The following is an 18,226-nucleotide window of genomic DNA, read 5'->3' as shown; positions in this document are numbered from 1 at the left end:
GGACGGTGCCCCGCTCGCGAGAGGCGCTGGAGATCCTGCCCGGAGTCGGGACCAAGACGGCGAGCGTGGTGCTCAACGTCGCGTTCGGCGTCGAGACGATCGCGGTCGACACGCACATCTTCCGGGTCTCGAACCGGATCCCCCTCGTCGTCGCGCCGACGACCGACAAGGTGCAGGCGGGCCTGGAGGCGATCGTGCCCGCGCCCTACCGGCTCAATGCCCATCACTGGCTGATCCTGTTCGGGCGCTACACCTGCAAGGCGCGACGCCCCGAATGCCCGCGCTGCCCTATCAACGATCTCTGCCGCTATCCCTCGAAGACCGTCTGACAGGGCCCCCGCCGCTCCCGCCTGGGCCCTGCACCCGGTGCGCGACGGGATCGCGCGCAAGGCTAACGCGTTGTGCTGCAAACCCGCTTCGGGTACTTTGGCTGCCGGCCGCCGGGGGCGATCGGCAACGATAAGCGCGTGCGGCCCGGCCTTCGATCAGGCCGCCACGCCGCGGATTCCGCACATCGTTTGGTCGCCAAGGAGTCACGGCCCATGGACTTCCTCAAACCACGGTACACGCCTATGAACCGCCGCCGTCGCATCTACGAGGGCAAGGCGAAGGTCCTCTACGAAGGTCCCGAGCCCGGAACGCTCATCCAGCACTTCAAGGACGACGCGACCGCCTTCAACGCGAAGAAGCACGAGGTGATCGACGGCAAGGGCGTGCTGAACAACCGGATCTCGGAATTCGTCTTCCAGCACCTCAACGACATCGGCGTGCCGACCCACTTCATCCGCCGCCTGAACATGCGCGAGCAGCTGATCCGCGAGGTCGAGATCATCCCGCTCGAGGTCGTTGTGCGGAACGTGGCCGCGGGCTCGCTGGCGACGCGGCTCGGCCTCGAGGAAGGCACGCAGCTGCCGCGCTCGATCATCGAGTTCTACTACAAGAACGACCAGCTCAACGATCCGATGGTCTCGGAGGAGCACATCACGGCCTTCGGCTGGGCGACGCCGCAGGAGATCGACGACATCATGGCGCTCGCGATCCGGGTGAACGACTTCCTGTCGGGACTCTTCCTCGGCGTCGGCATCCGGCTCGTCGACTTCAAGATGGAGACCGGGCGCCTCTGGGAGGGCGACCTGATGCGGATCGTCGTGGCCGACGAGATCTCCCCAGATTCCTGCCGGCTCTGGGACATCAAGTCCTCCGACAAGCTCGACAAGGATCGCTTCCGCAAGGACCTCGGCGGCCTGATCGAGGCCTATACCGAGGTCGCCAAGCGCCTCGGCATCATGTCCGAGAATGAGAAGGTGCAGACCGGGGGACCGCGCCTCGTCCAGTGACAGGCCGGCACCACTGGTGCGGAACGACCGAGGGGCCCCGCGCGAGCGGCGGCCCCTTCGTTTTGCCCGGTTATTCCAGATCCTCGCCGAAGGTCGTGACCGACAGGGCCGGGTGGTAGAACGGGTCGTGGCGGATCACGTCCCGCCACCGCTCCGAGAAGCGGGCCGCCTCGGCCTCGAAGCGGCGGCGCGCGGCGCCGATCGCCGGCCCGCGGCTGACGGATTCGAGGTGCGCCAACACTGCATCGGGCGTCCAGATCGTCTTCCAGCCCCGCGCCCCGAGGCGCAGGCAGAAATCGACGTCGTTGAAGTCGATCGGGAAAGCCTCCGCGTCGAAGCCGCCGACGGCCTCGTAACGGGCGCGGCGGACCGCGAGGCAGGCCGCCGTGACCGCGGAGACCTCGTGCGCGACCCGCATCTGGCCGAGACGCCCCGGCGTGTCGGCGGGCCGGCGGCGGAGGATGTGGCCGGCCCGGCCGCCGAGACCGACGACGACGCCGGCGTGCTGGAGCCGTCCGTCGCCGTAGAGGAGCTTCGCGCCGACCGCGCCGATTTCGGGCCGGCAGGCCTGTCGCACCATCGCGTCCAGCCAGCCGGGCTCGAGCACGGCCACGTCGTTGTTGAGGAGCAGCACGACCTCTCCGGACGCGGCGGCGACGCCCGCATTGACCATGGCGGAGAAGTTGAAGGATTCCGGAAACGGGAGAATCCGCACCCGCGCGTCCCGGCGCAGATCGTCGTAATGGGCGAGGACTGCCGGATCGGTCGAGCCGTTGTCGACGATGATGACCTCGAGCGGGCTGTAGGCCGTCTCGTGCAGCACCCCGCGGCAGACGCGCGTGATCAGGTCGAGCCGGTCGCGCGAGGGGATGATCACGCTGACCTTCGGCGCCGGTGCGGGCAGTGGCCAGACGAGGCGCGCGCCGCCCGGTCGCTCCGCGACGGCGGCGGGCGACCCACGCGCCGCGAGATGATGGGCGATTCCGTCGACGTCCGGCACCGCTACGGGCGCCTCGGTCCGGCACAGGATCTGGGGGACGTGGATGGCCGCGCGGGCCGTCGCCGCGGCGAGAACCAGGTCCGCGGCGAGACCGGACGGCTCGCGCGCCCCCCGCGGTACCCGCGCGAGCCATTCCGCCGCAAGGAGCGCCGGACGGCCGACATAGCCCGTCGCGAGGGCGAGATCGGGGCTCCAGTCGGGTTTGAGATGCGGCCGCCCGTCCGGCCCGACGGAATCCGCGTAGGCGAGGTCGAGGCCCGGCCGCCCGAAGAGGTGACGGACCAGCAGCGCGAGGGTGTCCGCACGCAGCACATCGCCGGGCGCTAGGAACAGGCAGGCGTCGGCGTCACCGCAGAGGTCGCCGAGCGCGTCCGAGGCGGCGCCGGGGCGCTGCTCCACGCGGGCGTCGTCGATGCGCGCGAGGCGGCTGCCGGTACCGTGCAGGACGAGGGCGTGCCAGGACGGGTGCGTCTGCGCGCCGAGCGCCGCCAGGGTGCGGGCGAGGCCGCCCCCCTCCCCTGCCCCGGCGCGGACGATCACGCGGACGCGGCGGGCGGGAGACGGCGCGTCGACGCCCGACGGCGTGCCGCGCGCCGCGGCCCAGGCCGTGTAGCGGTCGAGCGGCGTCACCGCGCAGGCGCCCCGCAGGATGTCGCGATAGCGGCGCGCATCGCGGCGGGCGAAGGTGTAGAGGGCGGGAACGAAGCGCTGCGGCCGCTTGAGGAGGCATTCCGCGAAGACGCTGGCATGGGTGCGCAGGCCAGCCCGCAGAAGGGTGGCCCCCGGCCCGAGGGCGAGGCGGATCTCCACGGTGTCCGGCGGAAGCAGGCCGAGCCAGTGCGCCACGCCCTCGGTGAGGCCCGGGAGGAGAAAGTCCTCTGGAGGAAGTCCCTCGCGCAGGAGCCGCAGCATCGGGCGAAGCGGGGGTGCGGCCGGGTCGCCGCGGATGCTCAGGGTGATCCAGCTCCCCTCCCCTCCTCCCGCCAGCACGAGGCGGCGGTCGAAGACAGGGTCGGCGGTGGCATGGAGCGAGAACGCGGTCTCGCGGCCGAGCCAGGGCCGTGCGCGCGTCGGGATCACCATCGGAATCGGCAGATCGGCCGGGTCAGGTCGGGGATAGCCGGGGCGCCCTCACTGGCTCGCGCCGGTCTGCTCGGGCGAGGTCGGCACCGCGGCGACGGGCGCCTTGCGGCGCGGCTGAGCCTTGCCGGCCTTCGGGGCGCTGCCGCCCAGTCCCACCTCGATCTCGTAGTCGCGGGTTATCGCGGCGGGCACGGAGAGATCCTCCTCGACCACCGAGAAGAAGCCCTGCGCCTCGCCGGGCGCTACGGTTGCCGAGAGGCGCCGGAAGCGGGAGGTAACGACCTTCTCGTCGGACTTGATCGCGATGGTGATCGGCACGTCGAAGCGGCCGGGCGCGCCGGCCGGGCCCAGCAGGACACGCCCCTCGACGCCGACCTTCACGGTGATCGATCCGTCCTCGCGCCGCGTGCACTCGCGGGCCAGCCGCCCGAGCGTGACCTGCGTGCGGATGTTCGGCTTGTCGGCCGAGCGGCCGGCGAGCGTCTGCAGCGCGGCGCCGCCCTCGGAGACACCGACCGGCGGACAGTACGGCGCCTCCAGCTCCTTCGGTTGCGAGGGCGGCACGGTGGTCCCGCCGTACTTGAACAGGTTGCTGAGGAAGTTGCCTTCCTCCGCGCGGGCGCCGGTGGCGACGAGCGCGAGCAGGAGCGCGGAGAGGCCCGCTTTCGACCGAACACGCATCACACCATCCTCCCGGCCGCCGCGTCGCCGTCTCGCGCGCATCCCATGGGCGGAACTACTTCAGATTGTCGAATCCGGCGCCGAAGCCCTTCATCGAGAGCGGAATGCCGACGCCCTCCTCCGGTGTCTGGAACACGATGAAGGTCGCCTGCGTGCCTGCCTTGAACTGGCGGATCAGGTTGTCGTCCATCACGACCTCGGCGACGCAGCCCGTGGTGAGGCAGCGCACGAAGCCGGCGCGCCCGACATCCGTCTGGTCGATCTTCAGGCCGAGGCCCGAGGGAAGCAGGATGCCGAGCGGGGCGACGACGCGCAGCAGGTAGCCGCGGTTGTCGGCGGTCTTCAGCACGATCACGACCAGGGTCAGGTTCGGGCGGTCCTCGGCGGCGAGGTACTGGACGAGGGCGCATTGCTCCGCCTTGGCTCCGGCCGGCGTCTCGCAGCGCAATTGCCAATCGTCGAAGGTCTTGCGCACCGTCCCCTGCGCCAGCGCTCCGGCGGCGCCCCAACCGGCGACCAGAGGCAGCGCGAGGGCGAAGGGCGCGGCCATGCGCCTGACACGATCGAGCCTCTTGCGCAGACCCACGCGACACATCCTTGCTGGAGCGCCCCGGCCGAGATACGGGCGCGGGGCCGGGAGCCCGGTGTTCCGACCATGCTCGGCCGTACCCTGTCAAGCGATCCGGCCCGGCTCATTTTCGCCACATTGTGCTACCCTTCGGCGGGGCCAAGCTCTAGATTGGGTCAACCTGCGGTTCTGATCCGGATCGAGCCAACCCATGCGTCACCTCCTCCTGCCGACCCTCCTTCTCGCTGCCGGCGTCACGCAGGCATCTGCCGAGGGGCTGCCCATCGGCGAGACGACCTATGTCGAGCGCTCCCTCAACCGCAGCGCGACGCTGACGGTCGAGCATCCCCCCGTATCGCGCAACCCCTACGGGCGGCGGGCGGGCTCGTCGGCGGAGATCGCGGGCTTCTGCCGGGACGGCGGCTACATCCGCCGCCGGGACGCCTACGGCCACGCCACGATCGTGCGGCAGCGGGAATTCTGCGACAGCGTGGCACCGCGCACGCTCAATCCGGGCGAGACCGATCCGCGCCCGACCTGGCCGGTGGAGCGGGTCTCGCGCGAGCGCGTGCTGCGCGCCAAGGGCTGATCGGGGCAAGGGTAGATCGGGCGCGGCAGGCTCGCACGCCCGATCGGACCTTACACGTCCACGCATCGGCCCGCGCAGGCCGCGCGTCGGTCACGTCAGCCGTACCGGTGGAGGCTCGCGCCGTTGTGCTTGAGCCAGGCTTCCGCCTCGTCCATGTGCGGGCAGATCCCTGCGACGAGCGACCAGAAGCGCGCGGAATGGTTCATCTCGCGCAGGTGCGCCATCTCGTGCGCGACGAGATAGTCGAGCACAAGGGGTGGCGCGAGGATCAGCCGCCAGGAGAAGTTGAGCTCGCCCCGCGCCGTGCAGGAGCCCCAGCGGCTGCGGGTGTCGCGCACTGTGACGCGCGACGGCCCCTGCCCGAGAGCGTCCGTGTAGCGCGTGATCGCCACGGTCAGATCGGCGCGCACCTCCCGCTGCAGCCAGTCCCGAACGCGCCGCGCCACGAAGGCCGCCTCGCAGGAAACGGAGATGACGGGTTCCTCACCGACCCGTTCCAGGCGGGTCGCTCCGCTGCGCAGTCCCCGCTGCGCGATCCGGTGAGGCACGCCGCGCAGGGGCAGGACCGATCCGGGCTCGAACGGGACCCGCGTCGGCACGCGGGCGAGCCGGGTCGCGATCCAGCCGCCGTGGCCCGCCGCGAAGCGCTGCGCGGTGGCGAGCGAGGTGCGCGTGGGCAGCGTGAGGATGACCTCGCCGGTCGCCTGGGAGACCCTGAGTGTCAGCCGTCGCGCCGCCGGGCGGCGCCGCAGGGCCACGCGGAAGGTCTCGCCTGCGAAGGCGATGTCGAGATGTTCCGGATCGGGCCGACGCAGGAGGGCGAGGGGCATGCCTAAGCTTAGCGCTCCAGCGGCCGGCGCTCCAGCCACGCTCGGCCACACGGGGCACCTTTTCGGCGGCGTCCGCCCCGTCGCCCCGCCGACCGAAACAGCCTGTGGATGAATGCGAGCGAGGTCCCTCTCAGGTAGGAACCCAAAATCTCGTCCGGCCGTTGAAGCGTGCTGAGTTCAACGGAGAGTTGCAATGCTGAAAGGCGGCTTGCTCTGGCTGATCGGGATCCCGCTTCCGATCATCCTGCTGATCTACTTCTTCACGAACTGGCTGCACTAGCAGCCCGGCGCGCCGCGGAAGTCTCCGCGGCGCGCCCGAACCCGTCTTACTCGGCCGCGTCGAGGCGCGGCCGCTCGAAGGCTGCGCGCTCGCGCTTCACGAGCTCGGCCGTCAGGAAAGCGACTTCGAGCGCCTGCTCAGCGTTGAGGCGCGGGTCGCAGTAGGTGTGGTAGCGGTCCTGCAGGTCGTCCGCCGTCAGGGCGCGAGCACCGCCCGTACACTCGGTGACGTCCTTGCCCGTCATCTCCAGGTGGATGCCGCCGGCGATCGTGCCCTCGGCGCGGTGCACGCCGAAGAAGCCCTCGATCTCCTGCATCACCCGCTCGAAGGGCCGCGTCTTGTAGCGGCCGGCCGAGATCGTGTTGCCGTGCATCGGGTCGCAGGCCCACACGACCCTGCGGCCCTCGCGCTCCACCGCCCGGATCAGGCCCGGCAGGTGCTCGCCCACCTTGTCCGCGCCGAAGCGGCAGATCAGCGTCAGCCGACCCGCCTCGTCGTCCGGGTTGAGGACGTCGATCAGCCGGATCAGGCCGTCCGCCGTCATCGAGGGTCCGCACTTGAGGCCGATCGGGTTCCTGATCCCGCGGGCATACTCGATATGCGCGTGGTCCGGCTGGCGGGTGCGGTCGCCCACCCAGAGCATGTGCCCGGAGGTGGCGTACCAGTCGCCGCTCGTCGAATCGACGCGCGTCAGCGCCTCCTCGTAGCCGAGGAGCAGGGCCTCGTGGCTGGTGAAGAAATCGGTGGTGCGCACCTCTTGGTGCGTCTCCGGGTTGATGCCGATGGCGCGCATGAAGTCGAGCGCGTCGCTCATCCGCTCCGCCACGTCCTGGTAGCGGGACGATTGCGGCGAATCCTTCACGAAGCCGAGCATCCAGCGGTGCGCGTTCTCGAGATTCGCGTAGCCGCCGGTGGCGAAGGCGCGCAGCAGGTTCAGCGTCGCGGCCGATTGCCGGTAAGCTTCGAGCTGGCGGCGCGGATCGGGGATGCGCGCCTCCTCCGCGAAGGTGAGCCCGTTGATGATGTCGCCGCGGTAGCTCGGCAGTGCCACGCCGTCCAACGTCTCGGTGGGCGAGGAGCGGGGCTTGGCGAACTGGCCGGCGATGCGGCCGACCTTCACGACCGGCGAGCCGCCCGCGAAGGTGAGCACCAGCGCCATCTGCAGGAAGACGCGGAAGAAATCGCGGATGTTGTCGGCGGAGTGCTCGTCGAAGCTCTCGGCACAATCCCCGCCCTGGAGCAGGAAGGCCTCGCCCGCCGCGACGCGGGCCAGCGACGCCTTGAGCTTGCGCGCCTCACCGGCAAAAACGAGCGGCGGGAACGTCGCGAGCTGCGCCTCCACGCCCTGAAGCGCGGCGGCATCCGGATAGGACGGCACCTGCTGGATCGGCAGATCACGCCACGTCTTCGGTGTCCAACGCTCGCCCATGTCCCGTCTCCCAGGCTCCTCATCCGCCTGATTGCGCGCACGAGAAAAGCCGCGCGCGAGCGCGGCTTATAGGAGGGTTTGCGGGGAGAAGCGAGTGCCGCGCTCCGCCCTCAGGCGGCCCGGATCGTGGAGAGGAACGTGCCGACCTCCGCCCCGAGTCGCTCGGACTGGCGCGACAACTCGGAGGCGGAGGCGAGAACCTGGCTCGCCGCCGCGCCCGTCTCCTCCGCCGCACCGGCGACGCCCGCGATGTTGCTCGTGACCTCTCTGGTGCCAGCGGCGGCCTGTGCCACGTTGCGGACGATCTCGCGGGTCGCGGCCCCCTGCTCCTCGACAGCCGCCGAGATCGACGTCGCCACGCCGCTGATCTCCTGGATACGGCCCGAGATGGCTCCGATCGCCCGGACCGCCTCCTGCATCGATCCCTGGATCTGCGAGACCTGCCCGTCGATCTCGCTGGTCGCATTGCCCGTCTGGGCGGCGAGCGCCTTGACCTCGCTCGCCACCACCGCGAAGCCGCGGCCCGCCTCGCCGGCCCGGGCCGCCTCGATCGTCGCGTTGAGCGCCAGGAGGTTCGTCTGGTCGGCGATATTCGAGATCAGGCTGACGATATTGCCGATGCGCGCGGCCGCCGCGCTCAGATCCTGCACGAGGCGCGCGGTGGCGTCCGCCTCGCGAGCCGCGGTGGCGGCAAGATCCGCGGAACCGGCGACCTGCCGCCCGATCTCGCCGACCGACGTGCCGAGTTCCTCCGCGGCTGCCGAGACCGTGCCGACATTGGTCGCCGCCTGCTCGGCCGCCGCCGCCACGGTCGTCGACTGGCTCGCGGTCTCGGTGGCCGTCGCGGTCATCTGCTGGGCGGTGGCCTGAAGCTCGGTCGCGGACGACGATACGAGGCCGACGATCACGCCCACGGCCGCCTCGAAACGGCCGGCCAGTTCCAGCATGGTGCGCTTGCGCTCGGCGATGGCCGCCTCGTCGGCCATACGGCGCTGTTCCGCTTCGTCGGCGGCCTTCCGGGCGACCATCGCCTTGATGCCGTCGACGGCGCGGGCGACCGCACCGACCTCGTCGCCGCGTGCAGCCTCGCGAATGACGGCCTCGGTCTCGCCCTTCGCCATGCGCTGCAGGATTCCGACGAGGTTCGCCAGCGGGCGCGTGATGCCCAGGACGACGATGAAGCCTGCGATGGCGGCAGCCGCCAGGAAACCGGCCATCGTGAGGCCGAGCAGCATGCGCGTCCCATCCGCGGCCTCCTCGGCGGCCTTCAGCTTGGCCGCCTGGAGCTCGTCGTTCAGCGTGACGGTCCGCGCGTCGAGCCACTCGACGATCTTGAGGCGCGCGGGAATGCCGACATCACGCGCGAGTGCGAACGCCTCGGTGTTTCGCTGCTGCCCGCTCAGTTCGGCGACGCGATCGAGCGTGCCGAAGAACGCCTCGACGTCCGCACGGACCTTCCTGTTCATCGCGCGCCGTTCCTCCGTATCGGCGAGGGCGATCAGACTGTCGCTCGCAGTCCGGGCGACGAGCATCGCCGCCTGCTGACGAGCGCGGAAACGGCCTCTCGCCTCGGCTGCGGATTCGAGGAGCATGTTCCGGTCCATCACCGCCGCCTCGATCAGACCGATCTGCACGCGCGCAAGGGCGTCCATGCGTGCGGTCTGAACGTCGACGATCGCCGCGGTCCGGTCCGAGAGTCCATTCATGACGGCGCGTGCGTAGCAGGTCAGCGCCGCGCCGATGGCCATGGTCAGGACGAGCGGGATGGCGATCTTCGAGACGATCCTCAAATTCTGCAACACTCTCATCGAAACGTCCCCGCCATATCGTCAATTCATCGGTGCTCCATCAAAATAGATCCTGCTTAAAAATTGGTTAAACTGCGCATATGTTTCGATCAATTCAACCGTCGATTTCGATGTTGATTTCGCTCAGTCAGAAGTTTTTCAATGTTGGCGCGCCGGAGCGGCAGGACGAGATCCGATCGCGAAATCCCGAGGCCCGCATCACGGCGTGATGCTCACAAGAGGCCGATCGGTGCGCGCCGAAGGGCGATCGCGCATTCCGAGCCGCGTCCCCCGTCAAAGGTCGCTCCCGGGAAGGATTCCGGCCGGTCGCGGCAGCGTGTCAGCGGGCTCTCTGCCCCTCAGGCCGGCCGCTCACTCCCCGTCCTCGACCTCGATGCCGTGCTCGGCCAGGATCCAGAAGATCGCCTCCAGATCCTCCGCGGTCACGTCGCGGGGCGGCAGCGCCTCCTCGAGGTCGTCGTAGGTGAGGCAGCGGGTGCGCTGCGTCTCGGCCTTGGCGAGCAGCCGGTCGACCGCCTGCCGGATATCCGGTGGCAGCGCGTGGTGGCTGGGGAGCCGGTAGGTGAAGGCGGGGCGCAGGGCATCGGCCAGCATCCCGTCGATGATGGCCTGCCGCCTTGCCTGCGCGTCGTCTCGCTTGCCCATGCAGGCCAATATGGACCGGGGGGAGCCGGCGTCGAGGGTGCGGAAATCGCCTGCGCGATCACCCGACCGCGACCGGCCGCTTCGTGACCGCGGGCACCCGCATGGTCACGAGCTCCTCGCTCGCGGTCGGGTGGACCGCGATGGTGCGGTCGAAATCGGCCTTGGTCGCCCCCATCGTGACGGCGATGCCGACGGCCTGGATGATCTCGCCCGCGTCGTGCCCGAAGAGGTGGACGCCCACCACCTTGTCGCTCGCGCAGTCGACGACGACCTTCATCAGCACCTTCTCGTCGCGGCCCGAGAGCGTCGCCTTCATCGGCCGGAAAATTGCCTTGTAGACCTCGACCGCGCCGTAGATCTCGCGCGCCACGTCCTCGTTGTGGCCGACGACGCCGATCTCGGGCGTCGAGAACACGGCGGTCGGGATCAGCCGGTGGTCGACGCACCAGGTCTTGTTGCCGAACACCGTGTCGGCGAAGGCGTGGCCCTCGCGGATCGCGATCGGCGTGAGGTTCGCCCGGTTCGTGACGTCGCCGACCGCGTAGATCGACGGCACCGTGGTGCGCGAGGTCGCGTCCACGGGAATCGCGCCCGCCCGGTCGAGTGCGATCCCGACCCGGTCGAGGCCGAGGCCCGCCACGTTCGGGCGGCGCCCGGTCGCGACCAGCACCTGATCGACCTCGATCTCCGCGCCGTCGCTGAGCCGGGCCGTGATGCCGCCCTCCCGCCGCTCCAGGCTCTCGACGGTCCGGCCGAGGCGCAGATCCATGCGCTTCGCGTAGGCCTCGCCAAGCGCGTCGCGGATCTCGTCGTCGAAGCCGCGCAGCAGCCGGTCGCCGCGGTGGAGCAGGGTCGTGCGCGTGCCGAGCGCCGCGAAGACGCCCGCGAACTCGACGGCGATGTAGCCGCCGCCGACGACGAGGATGCGCTCCGGCTGCGTCTCCAGGTCGAACACCTCGTTCGAGGTGATGGCGAGGTTCGCGCCCGGGATCACGGGCTCCTTCACCGGCGACGCGCCGACCGCGACCAGGATGAACCGGGCGCGGATGCGCTCGCCGCTGCCGACGAGCCGGACCGTGTGCGCGTCCTCGATCACGGCCCGCTCCGGAACGATCTCGACGCCCGCGCGCATCAGGTTGGTGTCGTAGATGCCCTCCAGCCGGGCGATCTCGGCGTCGCGGCGGCGCTTGAGCACGGACCAGTCGAAGCGGGGCTCCGGGACATTCCACCCGAAGCCCGCCGCGTCCTCGATCTCGTCGGCGAAGCGGCCCGCATAGACCATCAGCTTCTTCGGCACGCAGCCGCGGATGACGCAGGTCCCGCCGACCCGGTATTCCTCCGCGAGCTTGACCCGGGCCCCATACCCGGCCGCGATCCGCGCCGCGCGAACGCCGCCGGAGCCACCCCCGATCACGAACAGGTCGACGTCGAAAGATTCGCTCATGCGGTCATCCTGTCACCGGCCGCGCCCGCCCGCGGGGCACGGGCGCGGCGGGGAGATGGCCATCCCGGCGCCGAAGGTCCAGCCTCGCCGGGCTTGGCCTCAAGCCTCACTGAAGCTGGTGGCCGCGCTTGCCCATCTCGGCCCGCACCCGGACCATCACGTATTCCGAGACGTCCTGGGTCCAGGTCTGCATGGCGCCGACCATGTCGTCGAGAACCTGCGGCTGCGTCTCCACGTAGCGCTTGCCGGCGGGCGAGCGGAAGAAGGTCGCGATCTCCTGCAGCTCCGCCTCGCTGAGCTGCTTGGCGTAGATGCCGGCGGCGATCCCGATCATGCGCTGCTTCTGCAGCTCCATCTCGGGCTCCAGGCCCTTGAGTACCTCGTCGAGGTCCTTCTGCAGCTCGGGCCGCGTCAGCGCCTGCTTGCGGATCTGCTCGGCGAAGGCCGGGATGATCGAATCGAAGGAGCGCGCGATGCCGGAGCCGAGCATCACCTCGCGGGCCAGCGCGAGGTGATTCGGGGAGATGGCCGGGGTGGCGGGTTTGGCGGGCGGCTTCTGTGGGGCGGCCGCCGGCTTGTTGGCCTGCGCGAGGGCAGAGCCCGGGCCGGCGACGAGGAGGCTCGCCAGGGCGGCGGCGAGGATGCGGCGGGACATGGCGGGCGCTCCGAGCTTCGTCTGTTCGGTCTGGGAAAGGCGGACGCGCGGGCGGGATGCCGGCGCGGTGGTGGGAGAGGTGGTCAGCCGAGGCTGCCGAGGATCGTGACCTCGGCCGCGCCATCGCGATCGGCCGCGAGGATCGCGGCGGACGCGATGCCGAGGAACAGGCCGTGCTCGACCACGCCGGGCACGGCCCAGAGCGCGGCCGAGAGGGCCTCCGGATCGGGGATGCGGCCGAGATGGGCGTCGAGGATGTGGTGGCCGCCATCGGTCAGCAGCGGGGCGCCGTCGGCCGTCCGGCGCAGGGCGACCTCGCCCGCGCAGCCGGCGCGCGAGACGGCGGCCTCGACGGCGCGATGCGTGGCCGCGAGTCCGAACGGGTTGACCTCGATCGGCAGCGGGAACCGGCCGAGCGTCCCGACGCGCTTGGCCGCATCCGCGATCACCACCATGCGGCGGCTCGCGAAGGCCACGATCTTCTCGCGCAGCAGGGCCGCACCGCCGCCCTTGATGAGGCGCAGAGTGTCGTCGACCTCGTCGGCCCCGTCGATCGTCAGGTCGAGTTCGGGGACCTCGTCGAGGGTGGCGAGGCGGATGCCGGCGCGTGTCGCGGCCGCGTGCGTCGCCTCGGAGGTCGGCACGCCGACGATGTCGAGACCGCCGCGGACGCGCTCGCCGAGAAGCTCCACGAACGCGTTGGCCGTCGAACCGGTGCCGATGCCAAGGCGCATGCCAGGTTCCACGAGATCGAGCGCGCGGGCGGCCGCGGCCCTGCGCAGGTCGGGTCCGCTCAAAGGGAGCCTCCGGTGATCGGGGAACGGGTTGCGCGCATGTCTGCCACGGCGTCGGCGGGATCGAGGGCGCCGTTAGCACGCGCGCCGCCCGCGCAAAAGACGATGTTCGGTCGCGACGCCGCGTTCCGTCAGGGACGGCCGCCCTGCGGGGGCGTGGCGCTCGGCCCGGCGCGACCCGGCGCCGGCCCGGTCGTCGGCGCCTCGCCCGCGCCGCCGGCGGTCGGATTCGCCTGCGGCGTGCAGACCACGACCTCATCCTTCACCTGCACGTAGCAGATGCTCATCTCGCCGGTCCGGTAATTGACCCGGAACACGCCGGCCTCGCGGGTGTGGCGGGAGGCGACGAGACCGTACTCGCCCGGGGCTTGCGCCGCCGCGCCCTCCCCCGGACCGAAGCAGAGCGTCTGCCCGATGCCGCCGCCCTCGCGCAGGCCGTACTGGCAGGATGTGACCTCGCCCGTGACCTTGTCGATCCGGTAGACGCGGTTGAGGTCGATCTGGGGGGCCGGCACGAACTCGAAGGAGGCGGCGAGCGCGGGGCCCGCGGCGAGGACGCCGAGCGTGAAGCAGGCCGCGGGCAGGAACGGGATACGCGGAAGCATGGGGACTTGGTCTCGCGATGGGTGTCGCGATTCCCATCCGGGAGCTTTCGGGCGAGTCTGGGGCGAAGCCGCCCGGCGGCTGGCCCTGGCGCCGTGACGGGCCGAGTCCACCGCCGGGCCTGCCGCGCCGGTGTGCGCATCCGCGCGGGCACTTCCTCACCGCGAAGGATGTCCGGCGACGATCGCGGGACGATGTCCCGGGTTGCGGCGCGGCGCCACGGCCGCTAGCGAGGGGCAACTTCCCGAGAACCCGAGAGACCGATGTCCCTGTCGCCGATCGCCGTGTTCGACCTCGACGGCACGCTTGCCGAGACCGCGGGCGACCTCGTCGGCACGCTCAACGTCCTGCTCCGGCGCGAGGGCCTGCCGGCCCTCCCCCTCGAGGAGGCCCGCGACATGATCGGCGCGGGCGCCAAGGCGCTGATCCAGAGAGGCTTCGCCGCGGCCGGCGAGCCGCTTTCGACGGAGCGGCTGGAGCGCCTGTTCGACGCCTTCCTGGAGCATTACGGCGCGCATCTCTGCGACCATTCCCACCTCTACGACGGCCTCGTGGAGGCCCTCGACAGCCTGCAGTCGGACGGTTTCCTGCTCGCGGTCTGCACCAACAAGGTGGAGGAGCACGCGGTCGATCTCCTCGACCGTCTCGGAATCGGGCAGCGCTTCGCGGCCATCTGCGGCCGGGCCACCTTCCCGTTCTTCAAGCCCGACCCGCGCCACATCACCTCGACCATCGCGCAGGCGAAGGGCGATCCGGCCCGCGCGGTGATGGTCGGCGATTCACGCTCGGACGTCGATGCGGCGAAGGCGGCCGGAATCCCGGTCGTTGCCGTCACCTTCGGCTACACCGACACGCCGGTTCAGGAACTCGGGCCCGATCGGGTGATCTCGCATTTCAGCGAGCTCGCCGAGGCCGTCGAGGCGCTGGTGCCGAACGCGCGGGCCCACGCCGCGGAGTGAGCGGGCTCTTCCCTTCCCGCTGATCTGCGGCTTCCTCGAACGCTGCGTCGGCTTGCCGAGAGCAGGTCCCCTCGTCCGATCGGGTGAGCGGCAGAGTGTGGGGTGCGACAGATCCGGAAAGGCCGCATCCCTCACCCGGTCGGCTGACACCGACTCGACCTCTCCCGGACGGGAGAGGTGGGACGGCGGTCAGACGTAGTCCTGTGGCGGCCGAACGGCGCCCCGCCGCAGCAGCGTGTAGAGGAAGGGCACGAAGAGCAGGGTCGAGGGCGTGCCGAAGGCGATGCCGCCCATCACGGCGCGGGCGAGCGCCGCGTTCTGCTCGCCGCCCTCGCCCGTGCCGAGCGCCATCGGGATCAGCCCGAGGAACATCGCGCCCGCCGTCATCAGCACCGGCCGCAGGCGCGTCTCGCCGGCGAGCACCGCCGCCTCGACGGCGCTGCAGCCCGTGGCCTCCCGGTGCTCCTTGGCGAAGGTGACGAGCAGGATCGAGTTCGCCGAGGCGATGCCGACCGACATGATCGCGCCGAAGAGCGATGGGATCGAGAAGGTCGTGCCCGTCACGAACAGGCTCGCGACGATGCCGCAGAAGGCGAGCGGGAGAGCTGCCAGCACCACGAACGGGTCGCCCCAGCTCTGGTAGTTCACCGCCATCAGGAGGTAGACGGCGACCAGCGCGATCGCGAGGCCGATGCCGAGGCGGAAGAAGGCCGAATCCATGTTCTCGATCTGGCCGCGGAGCGTGATCTTGTCCGGCGCCGGCAGCGCCTTCTGCTCCTCGTCCACGATCCTCCGGATCTCGCGGGCGACCGAGCCGAGGTCGGAATCCTGCACCGCCGCGTAGATGTTGAAGGTCGGCGTCGTGTTGACGTGGTTGATCACCGTCTGGGTGCCCTCCCGCCGGATGGACGAGACGCTGGAGAGAAGGGTCAGCACGCCGGGCTGGTCGGACCCGCCCTGCACGAGCAGCGGCGTGTTCTGGAGGGCGGTCAGCGAATCGTTGCGGTATTCCGGCGTCTGCACCCAGAGCTGATAGGGAATCCCGGTCTTCGGATCCGTCCAGAAATTCGGCGTCACCTGGAAGGAGCCGGACAGCGAGACGTTCAGCCCTTGCGCCACCTGCTGCTGCGTCAGGCCGAATTCCGAGGCGAGGCGGCGGTCGACATCCACGAAGAATTGCGGCGTGTTGACGATCTGGTGCAGGTGCACGTCGACGGCGCCGCGGATCTCGCGCACTCGCCGGACGATGTTCTGCGCGACCTCGAGGTCCTTCTCGGCGTTGCGGCCGGAGACCTGGATGTCGATCTGCGCGAGCGTGCCGAAATTCAGGATCTGGGTGATGATGTCGGAGGGCTGGAAGTAGAAGGTCACGTCGGGGAAGCGCTCGCGCAGCACCTCGCGCAGGCGTTTCGTGTAGAGGGCCACCGGCCCGTGGCCCTCCTTCAGGTTGATGAGCATCTGACCGTCGTTGTAGGCGACGAAGGAGCCGTCCGAGAACGCGAAATTGTAGTTGTTCGAGGGCAGGCCGATATTGTCGAGGATCTGGTCGACCTCGTGCTCGGGGATGACCTCGCGCACCGTTTTCTCGACCTCGGCGAAGACCTGCTCGGCGGTCTCGATGCGCATGCCGGGCCGGGTGCGCAGGTGCAGCGTCATCTGGCTCGGGGCGACCTGCGGGAAGTAATCCTGCCCGACGAAGCGGAAGAGGCCGGCAGTCCCGACGAAGACCAGCGCCACCACGCAGACCGTGATCATTGGTCGGCGGATCACCGCGTGCAGGAGCCCGAGATAGCCCCGGTGGAAGCGGGCGAAGCGCGCCTCGAAACCGTGCCGGAAGCGGCCGGCGAGGGCGAAGAACGGGCGGCCGAGAAAGGCGAGCGCCCGTGAGACGCGCCCCTGGCGGGCCGGGGGCGTCTCGCCGTGGTGGAGGGCGTATTCGCGGGCGACCAGCACGTCGATCAGCACCGGCACCAGGGTGCGCGACAGCAGGTACGAGGTCAGCATCGCGAAGACGACCGCAAGCGCCTGCGGGGTGAACAGATATTTCGGCGTGTCGGTGAGCGCGAAGACCGAGGTGAAGGCCGCGCAGATCGAGAGCGTCGAGATCAGCGTCGGCTTGGCGATGCTCGCCGCGCCCTCGGCCACCGACTTGCGGAAGGGCTCGCCCTCCTCGAACAGCCGGTAGGTGTTCTCGATCGCCACCGTGGCATCGTCGACGAGGATGCCGACGGCGAGGGCCAGGCCGCCGAGGGTCATCACGTTGATGGTCTCGCCGAGCGCGCCCAGGATCGCGAGCGAGGTGAGGATCGAGAGCGGGATCGAGATCAGCACCACGATGGTGGAGCGCCACGAGCCGAGGAACAGCAGGATCGTGAGGCCGGTCAGGCAGGCGGCGATGGCGGCCTCGTGCATCACGCCCTCGATCGCCGCCGAGACGAAGACCGACTGGTCGAAGAGCGGCTTCAGGCTCATGCCCTCGGGCGCGGCGGCGCGAATGTCGGGCAGCGCCTTCTTGACGTTGTTGACAACGTCCAGCGTCGAGGCGGTGCCGTTCTTGAAGATCCGCATCAGGACCGAGTGCAGGCCGTCGGCGCGCACGATGTTGACCTGCGGCGGGCCGCCGTCGCGCACGTAGGCCACGTCGCGCACGAGGACAGGCTGGCCGTTCACGGTCTTGATCGGGATCTCGTTGAGCGCCTCGATCGCCTCGGGCGTCGCATTGAGGCGGATCGGATATTGCTGCTCGCCGATCTTGGCGAGGCCGGAGGGCACCGTCAGGTTCTGCGCCGACATCGCGTTCGTCACGTCGACCGGCGTCAGGCCGAGCGCCTGGAGCGCGTGCAGGTCGAGATCGACCATGATCTGCCGGGGCGTGCCGCCGAAGGGAGAGGGCAGCGTCGAGCCCGGCACCTGCACGAGACGCTGGCGGATGCGGTACTGCGCGTAATCGTAGACCTTGGTGAGGCTCTCCTTTGTCGAGGCGAGCGAGAGCTGGATCACCGGCACCGACGAGGCCGAGAAGCGCAGGATCACCGGCGGCTGCACGCCGGGGGGCATCGTCGCGCGGATCGAGTTCGTCGACGAGACCACCTGCGCGATGGCGAGATCGATGCTGACGCTCGGGTCGAAATAGACCTTCATCACCGACGTGCCCTGGAGGCTCGTCGATTCCATCCGGGCGATGTTGTTGACGTTGTTCGAGATTCCGTACTCGGAATAGGTCGTGATACGCCGCTCCATCTCGGGCGCGGACAGGCCGTTATAGGTCCAGACGATGACGACGACCGGGATGTCGACGGTCGGCAGCACGTCCTTCGGCGTCGTCACGATCGCCGCGATCCCGGCGAGCGTCATCAGCACGGCCAGCACGTAGACCGTGACCCGGTATTTCAGCGCGTAGAGTACGAGGCCCATATGGTCGTCGGCTCGGGTCGATCGTGCGTTCGCCGCCGCGCGCTTCGTCCACCCTGGGAGGGGTCGAGTGCGCGGAATGCGGACCGGGTCAGCGGTGTGCGACGTCC

The 18,226-nt window shown here is 70.2% G+C and carries 16 protein-coding genes (1 of these 16 cut by a window edge); 4 read left to right on the top strand and 12 right to left on the bottom strand.

The features are described 5' to 3' along the window. Both nth and purC read left to right on the top strand, forming a co-directional pair. Positions 1 to 329, top strand: partial view of an endonuclease III gene (nth, locus tag DK389_RS17210; RefSeq protein ID WP_109891390.1) — the 3' portion only. It extends 400 nt beyond the left edge of the window; only the last 329 of its 729 coding nucleotides appear in the window; its start codon lies beyond the left edge, outside the window; its stop codon occupies positions 327 to 329. Positions 330 to 542: 213 nt separating this feature from the next. After that, positions 543 to 1,337, top strand: coding sequence for a phosphoribosylaminoimidazolesuccinocarboxamide synthase (gene purC, locus DK389_RS17205; protein ID WP_109891388.1), 795 nt, complete (start codon positions 543 to 545; stop codon positions 1,335 to 1,337). Between the two features lie 70 nt (positions 1,338 to 1,407). Here purC and DK389_RS17200 read toward each other — a convergent pair whose 3' ends face one another. From DK389_RS17200 to DK389_RS17190, 3 genes are read right to left on the bottom strand one after another with little or no spacing between them, the layout of a single operon-like run. Beyond that, positions 1,408 to 3,420, bottom strand: coding sequence for a glycosyltransferase family 2 protein (locus tag DK389_RS17200; RefSeq protein WP_109891386.1), 2,013 nt, complete (start codon positions 3,418 to 3,420; stop codon positions 1,408 to 1,410). A gap of 48 nt (positions 3,421 to 3,468) precedes the next feature. Further along, a complete protein-coding gene (locus tag DK389_RS17195) occupies positions 3,469 to 4,101 on the bottom strand; it encodes a hypothetical protein (protein WP_109891384.1) in 633 nt (210 codons plus the stop codon). Positions 4,102 to 4,156: 55 nt separating this feature from the next. Beyond that, on the bottom strand, positions 4,157 to 4,651 hold the full coding sequence (locus DK389_RS17190; RefSeq protein ID WP_109891382.1) for an invasion associated locus B family protein: 495 nt from the start codon (positions 4,649 to 4,651) through the stop codon (positions 4,157 to 4,159). 229 nt (positions 4,652 to 4,880) lie between these two features. Between DK389_RS17190 and DK389_RS17185 the strand changes: the two genes are divergently transcribed. Continuing rightward, positions 4,881 to 5,258, top strand: a complete 378-nt coding sequence (locus DK389_RS17185) for a hypothetical protein (protein ID WP_109891380.1) — start codon at positions 4,881 to 4,883, stop codon at positions 5,256 to 5,258. A gap of 95 nt (positions 5,259 to 5,353) precedes the next feature. Here the strand turns inward: DK389_RS17185 and DK389_RS17180 are convergent, their stop codons facing one another. The 8 genes from DK389_RS17180 to DK389_RS17145 form a co-directional block, all read right to left on the bottom strand. Beyond that, positions 5,354 to 6,088: a M48 family metallopeptidase gene (locus tag DK389_RS17180; protein WP_109891378.1), complete on the bottom strand. Its 735-nt coding sequence runs from the start codon at positions 6,086 to 6,088 to the stop codon at positions 5,354 to 5,356. A gap of 326 nt (positions 6,089 to 6,414) precedes the next feature. Further along, positions 6,415 to 7,797, bottom strand: a complete 1,383-nt coding sequence (locus tag DK389_RS17175) for a class II 3-deoxy-7-phosphoheptulonate synthase (protein ID WP_109891376.1) — start codon at positions 7,795 to 7,797, stop codon at positions 6,415 to 6,417. 110 nt (positions 7,798 to 7,907) lie between these two features. Further along, positions 7,908 to 9,605 (bottom strand): methyl-accepting chemotaxis protein, encoded by a 1,698-nt coding sequence (locus tag DK389_RS17170; protein WP_109891374.1) that lies wholly within the window; start codon positions 9,603 to 9,605, stop codon positions 7,908 to 7,910. A 351-nt stretch (positions 9,606 to 9,956) separates the two neighbouring features. Beyond that, on the bottom strand, positions 9,957 to 10,250 hold the full coding sequence (locus DK389_RS17165; RefSeq protein WP_109891372.1) for an RNA polymerase sigma factor region1.1 domain-containing protein: 294 nt from the start codon (positions 10,248 to 10,250) through the stop codon (positions 9,957 to 9,959). Between the two features lie 58 nt (positions 10,251 to 10,308). Continuing rightward, positions 10,309 to 11,694 (bottom strand): glutathione-disulfide reductase, encoded by a 1,386-nt coding sequence (gene gor / locus DK389_RS17160; protein ID WP_109891370.1) that lies wholly within the window; start codon positions 11,692 to 11,694, stop codon positions 10,309 to 10,311. Between the two features lie 106 nt (positions 11,695 to 11,800). Beyond that, positions 11,801 to 12,349, bottom strand: a complete 549-nt coding sequence (locus DK389_RS17155) for a DUF2059 domain-containing protein (protein ID WP_109891368.1) — start codon at positions 12,347 to 12,349, stop codon at positions 11,801 to 11,803. Positions 12,350 to 12,432: 83 nt separating this feature from the next. Next, positions 12,433 to 13,146 (bottom strand): ribose-5-phosphate isomerase RpiA, encoded by a 714-nt coding sequence (gene rpiA / locus DK389_RS17150; RefSeq protein WP_109891366.1) that lies wholly within the window; start codon positions 13,144 to 13,146, stop codon positions 12,433 to 12,435. 128 nt (positions 13,147 to 13,274) lie between these two features. After that, positions 13,275 to 13,748, bottom strand: a complete 474-nt coding sequence (locus DK389_RS17145) for a hypothetical protein (RefSeq protein WP_109891364.1) — start codon at positions 13,746 to 13,748, stop codon at positions 13,275 to 13,277. 261 nt (positions 13,749 to 14,009) lie between these two features. Between DK389_RS17145 and DK389_RS17140 the strand changes: the two genes are divergently transcribed. Next, positions 14,010 to 14,705, top strand: a complete 696-nt coding sequence (locus DK389_RS17140; RefSeq protein ID WP_109891362.1) for an HAD family hydrolase — start codon at positions 14,010 to 14,012, stop codon at positions 14,703 to 14,705. 189 nt (positions 14,706 to 14,894) lie between these two features. Here DK389_RS17140 and DK389_RS17135 read toward each other — a convergent pair whose 3' ends face one another. Next, a complete protein-coding gene (locus tag DK389_RS17135) occupies positions 14,895 to 18,119 on the bottom strand; it encodes an efflux RND transporter permease subunit (RefSeq protein WP_109891360.1) in 3,225 nt (1,074 codons plus the stop codon). Between the last annotated feature and the right edge of the window lie 107 nt (positions 18,120 to 18,226).

This window comes from Methylobacterium durans, assembly GCF_003173715.1.
GTDB lineage: Bacteria > Pseudomonadota > Alphaproteobacteria > Rhizobiales > Beijerinckiaceae > Methylobacterium > Methylobacterium durans.
The sequence above is the reverse complement of the archived record's forward strand: the minus strand, read 5'-3'. Positions and strand labels throughout refer to the sequence as shown.